The 11,548-nt window shown below is 45.2% G+C and carries 5 protein-coding genes and 1 pseudogene; 2 read left to right on the plus strand and 4 right to left on the minus strand.

Annotation, left to right across the window (positions count from 1 at the left end):
* Positions 1-55 precede the first annotated feature (55 nt).
* The 3 genes and pseudogenes from ACX9NY_RS24035 to ACX9NY_RS24045 all read right to left on the minus strand — a co-directional run bounded on the left by ACX9NY_RS24035 (position 56) and on the right by ACX9NY_RS24045 (position 3,124).
* Positions 56-1,195, minus strand: a pseudogene (locus ACX9NY_RS24035) (zinc-dependent alcohol dehydrogenase).
* A gap of 325 nt (positions 1,196-1,520) precedes the next feature.
* Complete coding sequence (locus ACX9NY_RS24040; protein WP_339238844.1) at positions 1,521-2,549, minus strand: zinc-binding alcohol dehydrogenase family protein; 1,029 nt, start codon at positions 2,547-2,549, stop codon at positions 1,521-1,523.
* Between the two features lie 185 nt (positions 2,550-2,734).
* Positions 2,735-3,124 (minus strand): winged helix-turn-helix transcriptional regulator, encoded by a 390-nt coding sequence (locus ACX9NY_RS24045; RefSeq protein WP_253442200.1) that lies wholly within the window; start codon positions 3,122-3,124, stop codon positions 2,735-2,737.
* 148 nt (positions 3,125-3,272) lie between these two features.
* Between ACX9NY_RS24045 and ACX9NY_RS24050 the strand changes: the two genes are divergently transcribed.
* Complete coding sequence (locus tag ACX9NY_RS24050) at positions 3,273-3,791, plus strand: DJ-1/PfpI family protein (RefSeq protein ID WP_339238842.1); 519 nt, start codon at positions 3,273-3,275, stop codon at positions 3,789-3,791.
* Positions 3,792-4,318: 527 nt separating this feature from the next.
* On the plus strand, positions 4,319-10,597 hold the full coding sequence (locus ACX9NY_RS24055; RefSeq protein ID WP_472475468.1) for an Ig-like domain-containing protein: 6,279 nt from the start codon (positions 4,319-4,321) through the stop codon (positions 10,595-10,597).
* 210 nt (positions 10,598-10,807) lie between these two features.
* Here ACX9NY_RS24055 and ACX9NY_RS24060 read toward each other — a convergent pair whose 3' ends face one another.
* Complete coding sequence (locus ACX9NY_RS24060; protein ID WP_253442194.1) at positions 10,808-11,434, minus strand: hypothetical protein; 627 nt, start codon at positions 11,432-11,434, stop codon at positions 10,808-10,810.
* Positions 11,435-11,548: the final 114 nt, after the last annotated feature.

Raw genomic sequence — 11,548 nt, forward strand, 5'->3', positions numbered from 1 at the left:
GCTGTCCATCAGGGTACAATGCCCCGTGGAACAGCCCCTCTTTTCATGCCATCATCTAAGGCTTCAGGATGAATTTAATGCACTCATCGGCATGGTTATAGAAAGTGTTATACGCATTATGCGCCTGATCGAGCGGCACTTTATGCGTGATGATCTCCGTGGGATCGAACTCGCCTGCCACAATTTTTTGATACAGCATCGGCATGTAATGAATCACGGGCGCCTGTCCCATGGTCAACTTTACGTTTCGTTCCCAAATGTTTCCGAACATAAACTGGTTGTATTTAGAACCGTATACCCCCGTAATCTGAATCGTGCCGAATTTCCGTACCGCATTCATCGCGATGTTGATCGGGCTGAGCGTTCCGCCAACCAGCTTGGCCTTCTGCTCTTCCTCCTCCAAGGGGGTCTTCTTGCCGTCCATTCCAACGCAATCGATGACGACATCCGCACCCCCGCTCGTTATTTCTTTTATATGCAGCCCCATGTCTTCGAAATCTTCAAAGTTGAAGATTTCGACATTATTCATTTTTTTGGCATGGTTCAGTCGGTACGGAAGATTGTCGACCGCAATGACCCGTTTAGCTCCTTTCATCCAGGCGAATTTTTGTGCCATCAAGCCCACAGGGCCACAGCCGAGTACCACCACCGTATCTCCCTTCTTCACGCCGCCATTGTCCACGCTCCAATAGGCTGTCGGCAGTACGTCGGATAGGAAGAGGAGATTCTCATCCTCCAATTCGCATGACTCCGGAATAACGAAGGGCATAAAATTGCCGTACGGCACGTATAGCAATTCGGCTTGTCCGCCCGAATAATTCCCGTAACGTTCGGTAAATCCAAAGTAAGCTCCCGTATCCACTTGGGGATTGGGGTTGGAGTTGTCGCATTGGCTCTCCATTTCATGCTGGCAGTAATGACAGCTCCCACACGAGATATTGAACGGGAGCACAACCCGGTCCCCTTTTTTGACTTTTGTCACCTCGGGGCCCACTTCTTCGACAATGCCCATCGGTTCATGTCCAACCACGTATCCGGGTTGCGCTTGAATCGCCCCCTGGTATATATGAAGATCGGAACCGCATATGGCGGTCGAGGTGACCCTGACGATAATCCCGTCGTTTTTCTGAATCGTTGGATCCGGGACCTGCTACACTTGCATGTTCTTCATTCCACCGAATGTTACAGCCTTCATAATCGCCCTCCTGTAATAACATGCTTTGAATTCTGCACGAATGGATCTATTATGGAATTGGAGAGTGAGGATTATGCATTCGTGTTTTTTCTGATATTGCTACTCCATTATTATATGAAATCCCTATTTCGTGGGGTTGTGTCCAGAGATCAATATTTATTAGTTAAGGCAAGCCAGACGCTTCGGGTACGTTACTTTAGCAAAAACCAGAAAAGAAAGGGCCATCCCACAAAAGGATGGCCTTAATATTTATCTCTAATTGCAATTATCGAATCACAGATTTATTGAGAAACCTCATTTTTTAATACTCTCTGCAAACAGGTTTTCAAATAAAACCTTCTAATACAATTTTACCGATCGTCCTATTGCTCTCCAAAAATTTGTGGGCTTGACGGAGATTCTCTGCTGAGATGGGTCCAAGAACCTCGGTCAGTGTTGTCTTTAATTTTTGATGGTCCACAGCATCAGCAATACGATTAAGCAATAAATGCTGCTCAATCATGTCATCTGTTTCGTAAATAGCGCGAGTAAACATAAACTCCCATACGAAGGTGACGCTTTTTTGCTTAAGCAATTTGAGGTCCAGTGGAGAGGTTGGATCATCAATTGCGCTTACAACGCCTTGCGGAGAGATAGCTTCGCTAATACCGGCCCAGTGTTTTTCCAACGCATTCAGGCAAAAAATATACGGAACGTTTGTAAATCCAATTGCTTGAAGTTGTGGAAGGAGCGGTTCATGGTGATTAATGGTATAGTCCGCGCCCATCGATTTAACCCAGTTAACCGTTTCCGATCGGGAAGCAGTTCCGACTACAGTAAGCCCCGCTTGTTTTGCAAGCTGAGTGGCAATGGAACCTACACCCCCGGCTGCACCAATGATCAGCAGAGTCTTTCCTTTATTGAGGCCCGGATCTTGGGAAATAGACATTCGGGTGAATAATGCTTCCCAAGCTGTAATGGAGGTTAGGGGAAGAGCGGCGGCTTCCACAAAACTTAAGGAAACAGGTTTGCGCCCGACGATTCGTTCATCGACCAGATGGTATTCACTGTTTCCGCCTTGTCGTGCAATACTGCCAGCATAAAAAACTTCATCTCCGGGACGAAACAATGAACAGTCCGGTCCTGTCTCTTCCACGACCCCTGCTACATCCCAACCTAGAATTTTAGGGTTTTCCTCCACTCTTTCCTTAGGAGCTCGTACCTTTGTATCTACAGGATTGACCGATATGGCCGCAACTTTGACCAAAATGTCACGACCTGTTGCTTTTGGTTTTTCTACAACTATGTCCACCAGGCTTTGGGGATCGTCAATTGGAAGGTAACGAGTTAATCCTACCGCCTTCATTGTAGTCATGATGAACCACATCCTTTCCTTATTAGTATGCCCTTTATTAGTACTATATTGAAATGATCACTAGCCTTAAGGTCTTAAGCATAAATGAATTTTAGTTGAATACAGAGGTGAAGGCCAATTAAACGAATTGATTTGAAAAGTAACGCCAGGGAGATCATATAAAGGAAGGAACGATGAGTGGAGGCTTAATTGTTTGATTCCGGAATATCTATTTCTTTTATGATTTCTGCTATCCGATTTTTTCCCCATTCATACATCATTTCAACGATAGGAAGTAGAGTCATTCCCAATTCAGTCATGGAATATTCCACTTTGGGTGGAACTTCTGGATAAACCTCGCGATGAACTATTCCATCTTCCATCAGTTCTCTTAATTGATTCGTTAAAATTTTATGAGATATTTTTGGAAAAAGCCTTTGCAGATCACTAAACCGATAGGGTCCTTCTACACCTAAATGCCATAAAATAACAATTTTCCATTTACCACTTAGAATGGATAAGGTAAGTTCTTTTTCACAATTATAATCACCATTTATGATCTTTTCTTTAACTTCATCTCTAAAAGTATCTGGCATAGGCTCGTACCCCCTTATTCCTATCAATTGTAACCTGTAGGTAACCTTCTTACACAAAAGTGCATTCTTCACAGTGAAGAAAACAAGCAGTAGAATGAAATAGTCGTCTTACCGGCAAATCTTTTTCACTACCTAGGAGGAACTACAAATGAGTAAAAAAGCACTCTTTATTATACCACCAGAACGTTTCAATGAGGACGAATTATTTCAACCAAAAGCCGAATTGGAAAGCAACGGAATTGATGTGACCATTGCAAGTACAAAAACAGGTGAAATCATAGGGGATTATGAAGGTAAAGCAACTGCTGAGGTCATTTTCTCAGACGTTATTGCTTCTGATTATGATGTTGTATCCGTTATTGGTGGATCCGGCACGAACGATCATCTATGGGGGAATCAAGAATTACAAGATTACTTGAAACAAGCGTACACGGATAAAGTTCTTGTAACAGGAATCTGTGCAGGTGCGGTTACTGTAGCTAAAACCGGTTTACTTACCGGAAGAGAGGCTACTTGTTATCCAGTAGATGTACAAAAAGATCAATTAAAAGCGAATAAAGTAACATATGTTGAAAAACATGTTGTTGCTCATGATGATATTATCACTGGTGATGGTCCAGATGGTGCTAAAGAATTTGGAGAATCTTTGGTAAAAGCATTAAGCTAATTCTACATTTCCTCCTTGAAATTTTATATAATCGCGGGGCTGTCTCAAAAGCCCTTAAAAATATACATCGGTGAAAAGAATGAACACCGATACGTTCAAACGGGACAAAGCAGAGATTCATCCTGCTTTGTCCCGTTTGCGTTTTCGTCATGTTGTACAATTTTAAATTTTAAGAAAGCAGAGCTATGGCGTTTTATATTTTCAATTCACTAATTAATTCCTCTTCATGCTATATAAGAATAAATTCTCGCAATCATACATCCTCTATTCTTCCAATTCTACTATTACCACTTCAATTTTTGTAATTCCATCAGGTAAAAACAACTGTCATCACGTTCTTGTTCAGTTTTTGTTTAGAGTAAATGATTATACTAAAAATCGCAATAAATCTGGAGACGGGAAGAAGGTAATAAACGTTGCAATAGATCGTTTTTGAACAGTGCGGGTTGTAGACGAAGAAGCACAAGGACTTTGCTGTATTAGGATGCAGTATATTTTACATTTCAATTTGTACGGAGGAAATAAGTATGAACAACGGTATTAAAAAATGTATTTCAATTGCGCTTACGGTGTGTCTAATAATTGGGGTTAGTGGTCTTGCTCCTTTAGTCGGCTCCGTGGCCAACGCGGCAATTGCGCCAACTGTGGCGGAGGCAAACTATGGTCAGTACCAGGTCAAGTTAACTGCCGACCCGAAGACAGATACGCCGCCTAGCAGTTTTGGCACAGCTGCATCAGACGGGCGCATTTGGACGGACAAGAGTGTCATAGCAGAAGGTGATGGCAGGTTCAATGTCAGTTTGTCTGCGTTAGCGCAAGAATATATGACGGCAAATTCGACGAATCCAGGAGTCGGAGGGAGCGGCAATGCTGACGGTCCTGCGGCGGACGTAACCTTTATTTTGGACATGAGTTCGTCTATGGGTAATCTGAATGGCAGAGAAATAGCTGAAACAGCAGGTGGGCCCGGTGTATACTATCGTGTTGAAGCGATGGCCAAGGCAGCCAATGATGCAATCCGCACAGTCATGGATGCGAATCCGAATAACCGGGTTGCCGTGTATTGGTTTGGCGGATCGGCTAACTCCAACCACCTTGGTACGTTTATGGAACTAGGACATTACGATTTTAGTTCAGGACATGGAGCGGAAGATTATTTGAAATATGCAACGAACCAAACCATCACGGTGAACGGTAATCTAACCAAGGATGGCGGTGCCGTTGGAACACCATCTGCGGTTTCACTGGGGGCAGGAACACCAACACAGGATGGCATCATGTATGGCGTTTCGAAGACGATGAGAAATGTGGGAACCAAGGGTGCAGGACCTAAGCGCCAGCCTTATTTGTTCCTTCTATCGGACGGGGCGGCGATTCATGCCAAGAAGGCATGGTATTCTTCGCCAAAAGGCAAATCATTTGAAACGGATTATAACAATGCATTAACCGAAGCTACAACGATCACAAACTATAATCAGAGTGGCACTGATGGTACCAAATATGTGCCAGCTGCTGCCGGTACCAGTCTGGCCAATACAGGCGATCCGGAGATCGCAGCGCTGACTATACTCACCGGCGCTTATATGAAGGGTCTCCTGGATAGTCAGTACACTGCCTATAATGGAGGAGAATCCACTCAGGCCAAAGTGTATACGGTTGGACTGGGTTCCACTACGGCAATTAATGGACCATATAGTGGTAGCCAGCCAGTCTACGCATGGGCGGGTCTTGACCCGAAAAGAGTTAACGATCATAAAGAAGATAGTGATTATAACTATGGTACGGCAAAGAACACGTATGAAAGGTTGAAAACGTATGCGGCCCAAGGGCCAAATGGTTTTAACTACGCAGATTCCTTTGTCTACAGCAATTATTATACATTTGCTCCGACCTATGACATCGTCAGCTCAGCTTTTGCTGGATTGGCCAATGATGTAGAAGCTACTACAACCATACTTCCACTTCTGAATATACCGGAGACTACCGATCTTGGCTCAGAGACGGCTGATATAGCCAGTGCCATCGTGGTCACAGACGAAATCAGCGAGGACTTTAGCGTGGATCTGTCCACCTTGAGAATCGGGGATGCTGTTGCAGCGGTGGATACAACTACGACCATAACCGGAGGAACAGCCTACCAGTTTGCTGGCTACGGGAGCAGGGCTGTCATCAAGACGGTAGCAGGCGTGAGCAGTCTGACCTGGTATATTGACGCTGAAGATATGCAGAAGCATATTTACCGGTTCAAAAACCGGACCAACCCACAGTCTGGGGAGTATAGTCCACCAACAGAAGGTTCTTTTAAGCTCAGCTATAAAGTAAAACCGACTTTTCAGGTATCACCAAATCAAGTCGGGGAAATATCCCGCTATCTCAACTCGGGTAATGCTATCGATGGGGCCAAGACAGCAGCTTATTTCTTCCCGCCTACGGACAGCCCTTATTATCTTGCTTTAACGAATAAGCAGACGATCTCCAAAACAGATGGAATCGGTGCATCGTACGTAACCGAGGAGTCGCTGAACCAGGGCAAGGCGACAATGAAACTTGGAAACAACGGCAGGCTTGATCTGTTGATGGGAATTGACAAGACAGGTCCAGCGACAGTTCAAACGAACGGTTCTATGGACTATACAGTCACCATTTATAACTATACCAATACGGCAAAAACAGGACTCAGCGTCACCAGTGACGGTCAAACTCAAACGGGAATTGATGTTCCCGCGAACGGAAGCAAAGTGCTCACGTTTACTATAACGGCACCAAGCACGCAGCAGACATTAGTCAGCGATAATGCTGTAATAACGGGATTGAACCTGGGTTCCAATACAGTAACTACCAATGTAACGGATGTAACAACAGCAGTAATCACTACACATGTCATCGGAACTGTTGGTGGGACGACTGCAGGGGATAACACCTATAATATCGGTGATTCAGCGACACTTACAGCTAGCCCGGATCAAGGCTATATATTCGTGGGATGGTATGACAACACAGCAGGCACAGGTACTCCAGTAAGTATGGATTCAGCCTATACGTTTACCGTTCAGACGGATGAAGACTATTATGCTAAATTTGATACACTGCCTTTCGCTGAAAATGACACTTATAGTGTCTTGCGGGGAGATACGCTCACCGTTCCGGTGGCAGAGGGTATCTTACTGAACGATACAGATGCGGGTAATCGTCCACTTACGGCGGTGAATATCGGCTCAATCAGTGATCCGAGCAAAGGCGATCTTAATGTGAATTCAGATGGCTCATTTACGTTCGTGGCGGATAGCGAAGCGTCTGGTACTGTGACGTTCACCTACCAAGCTGATAATGGAATTGCCCTTTCGAATGAAGCTACGGTGACAATCACGATTACGCTACCCGTTTCTACACATGAGCCTGTGGCAGAAAATGATAATTATCGCATAAAGAGTGGGGATACACTCACCGTTCCAGTCGAGACAGGTTTGCTCTCGAATGATAAGGATGATGAGGATCATCCGCTCACCGTAATGAATATCAGCTCCATCAGCGATCCAAGTATGGGCACGCTGAATGTGGACCCAGACGGATCGTTCACGTTCAGTGCGGAGGAGAACACATTCGGTAAGGTGACGTTTACGTACCAAGCCTTTGACGGAACTGTTCATTCGAGTGTAGCGACGGTGACGATCACAATTACGATGCCAATCACTACGCATGTCATTGGGAATGATGGCGGCACGACTTCGGGTGATGATACTTATGGATTAGGCGAAACAGCTATAATTACGGCTAATCCGGCTGTAGGCTATTCATTCACAGGTTGGTATGACAATGAAGAAGGTACAGGCAGTCCAGTAAGTACAGCTGCGGCGTATACCTTTACTGTTCATGCAGCTGGAGACTATTATGCAAAATTCAGAGCGGTACCTGTTGCCAAGAATGACAGCTATCAGGTTGTCAGAGGAAATACGTTGACTGTCCCGGTAGAAAACGGAATCTTATCCAACGATACTAGCGCAGGGAATGATACCCTCATTGCAGTGAATATCAGTTCAATTAGCGACGCAAGCAAAGGTACGCTGACTGCCAGTTCCGACGGCTCCTTCACGTTCGAGGCAAAAGAAGAAGCTTCCGGCAGTGTAACGTTCACCTATCAAGCCTCTGACGGAACAGGTCAGTCCAATATAGCCACGGTGACAATCACAATGACCAACCCGAGCATTGCCGGAACGGTCATGGATAAAGAAACCGGGAATCCGATCTTAGGCGCAACAGTAATTCTACGTGACCTTGCAGGTAAAGAGAAGGGACGGGTCACATCGGATTCAGATGGCAAGTACACCTTTGAAGATGTTGTGATCAATAAATATATGTTAGAAGTGATTAGCGACAAGTATAGCCACGCTCATAGAGAAGTTTCCGTATCTACGGTCAACGGCAATGGGAACGGGGTTGTTATTCAGGACTTCGAGCTTGTGGAGTTCGAAATAACGTTGACAGCCAACCCATCGTCGATACTTGGTAACGGCACATCTACATCCATCTTTAAGTCGGTAGTGACTGATAAAGAAGGTCGTCCTCAGGCAGGGATTGAAGTCGTATTTGATGTGCCAGATACAACTTATGGTCATTTTGTTGGAAACTCCAACACAGTAAGTGTCTTAACGGATACCGATGGCATCGCAACTACAACCTTCACCGCGGCAGTTCTTGGTGGTACGGGGTCTGCGTCCATACCGCTGACAGCAACGGTTGACGATAAACCTAGAGGTCTCCATGTGAGTGACACCATCTATATTACCATTACCCCTGGTGTTATTACGGGCGTCGTCACAGACCAGGTAGGTCACCCTGTAAAAGGGGCTTTAATCAAAGTAAGCAAAGATTTTGACGGTGACGGCATTGCTGATTTTCATGCTGTTGCAGTTACAGCGGATGATGGAGTATACACCCTGGCTGTACCGCAGGGTAATGTGACGTACGATGTATCCATTACGAAGCAAGTAGATATTGGCGGACAGAAAAAATCCGTCACGTTTAATCAGAGTGTTCCAGTAAATTCCAGTGTGGATGGCCGATCCTTTGAGGGGAATAAAACAGTCTCTGGTGTTGTCTTGGTGGAAACATCACAGGGTGGATCCCTGGCACTCAACGGAACGGTGGGCGGCGGTTATACGGTTATAATCAATGACGGCAATGGGGCTCATACAGGCCAAGTTGACTCTGATGGAATATTCAATATCGACAGTGTGCTTAAGGGCAGCTACACTGCTAATGTCATCTATAACATTCCGCTTCCGGGCGGTGGAACACAACCTATTGTTGTCGGCCATGCTGATATTGAAATCAGTTCAGACGGACAAATCAGTATTAGTGAGGTACTCATTGACCCATACGGTACAATTACCGATTCCGTAACCGGTCGTCCAATATCCGGTGCAATCGTTACGCTTCATTACAGCAACGGAACGGTGGTCAACTTGCCACCTGTGGTCAATTTCCCACCAGCGGATAACGCGAACCCACAGACGAGCGATGCGACTGGGCAGTATGCGTTCATGGTATTTCCGCATACAGATTACTACTTAACCGCGACCAAAGCAGGATATAAGGACTTTGATAGCAGAGTTGTCGATACGAACCAGCCGCTAATTCATGTAGGTACGGAGATTGTGCTGTACGACTTTAGCATGACGCCACTGCCGACATCCAACGGAGGGGGTTCTCCAGTTGTAACGACTGATTCCGTCAGGCCGCCAGTCACAACGACCGAGCCTCCGACAACCATAACGACCAAGCCAATCGACTTTGCCACAGCCATTCTTGTGGACAAAATGAAGGGCAGAGAAGACGATATTCTAACCTTTACGGTGATTTACGCCAATAAAACGTTAACTGAGGCTGATGGATTGTATGTTAAATCTACGATCCCGGCGGGAATGAGTGTAGTTGATGCCAACGGCGGCGTTGTTACCGGCCAAGAAATAAAATGGAATGTTGGTAAGCTGGCGGGAGACACGCGTGGCCAACTGACGTTTAAATTAAAGGTTAACGAAATGACAGAAGGCGAGATCTATGCTTCTGTTACCGCAGAGGTCGGCTCAGATCATAAGCTTACGCTTATAAATACACAAGACGATACGTCCTTGATTAAAGTGATGTTGTACTCTAATCGTTATGAGCACAAACATGACCGTTATATTATGGGGTACCCAGACGGTAAGGTGAAACCGGAAAAGCTCATCACTCGTGCAGAGATTGCAGCTATTTTTGCCCGGACGCTTCATTTGCAAGATGAGGTTCGACACGTCGAGCGGTACAGTGATGTTGCTACAGATTACTGGGGTGCCGATTATATCGAAGCTGTTGCAAATAAAGGAATATTTAAAGGCTATGCGGATCATACATTCAGACCGGATCAGCCCATTACAAGAGCAGAGCTGGCAACAGCCATTGCGCGTTATCTTGGTGTTGCCAAAGAGCTGAAGATGGACCATATCTTGAGAATCAGTTCGTTTACAGATATTGAGGGGAACTGGGCGGAGCAGTCCATCGATGAAGTTTTTCGTTTCGGTATCGTATCAGGGTATAAAGATGCTTCCTTCCAACCTGGAAGTCAGATTACCCGAGAGGAAGCCGTTAAGATGATTAACGGAATGCTGTATAGAGGTCCTCTGACTGGAGCGGAACCTTCATATCCAGACAACCGTTTGGACAAATGGTCATTTGGACATGTTGAGGAAGCAACGAGAACCCATACGTTTAAGATCAATGAAGATGGCTCCGAAACGATGCTGAAGTACATCCCCGAAGATCTGTGGTAATCTTGCATCGTGAACATACTTGAACTTAATAGAATGTGCACGCTATCTTGAGCTAATCTGAGGAATCGAATAGATTCCTCAGATTTTTTTACTATCCGGTGAGGTGCATACAAGTTGGTGAGTGGATCGGAAAACGTTAGATACCAGAAAAGAGCCGCAAAGTATGCGGCTCATTGTACTATAGTTATTCCGTGCCCATCCATTTACCTTTTAGCGACCGCCCGTATTCGAAGCCCAGACAGGAATCCAACTATTTGGATAATAGTCATTGGTCAGAGTTGTGTTATAGAGAACTAGATTACCATCACTTTGCATGACTAGTGTGTCACCTGTTGTGTTAGATGGTAAGCTGCCCCCATGATGACCTGGAATCCATGAGGTGGTGTTGGGAGACCAAGCAGCTACCTGTACAGAAGTATCAATCACCAAAACTTTATCCCATCCCCAACCAGTGTAATATTCGTATTTACCTGTAGCCGGGTTGAAACCATAACGATAACCATATTGGTACACATCTTGATATTTCATGCCATATTTATACATGACAGGTTTTCCGTATTGTGGTTCAAACTTGAACGAAAGAGCCCCACTGTTACTGGTACCGCTACTCCAAAGAGAAGAACCATTCTGATAGATGACAAAATTCCCGTCATTCTGCCAAATGGCTGAAAATCTGCCATCCTGCGAAGTGAGATAGTCTCCCTTAGCCATACTTTGGCCGATCGTGAGCTTATCTCCAAGATAGCCGGCAGAAGCGGTCGCTGGTACGGCAAATGCAAGAATCAACAAGCAAGCCAAAAAAACTCGAAAAGATTTGGGGAAAAATAAATGATTCATTGGACACACTCCTATATTCCTTAGAATGGTTGAGACTTCATACGTAATACCATAAACTCTTACAGATCATGCATATGGCGACGCAGTGTTCGGTTAGGAGTGGTGAAAGAGCAA

This window comes from Paenibacillus sp. CB74 (assembly GCF_055687625.1).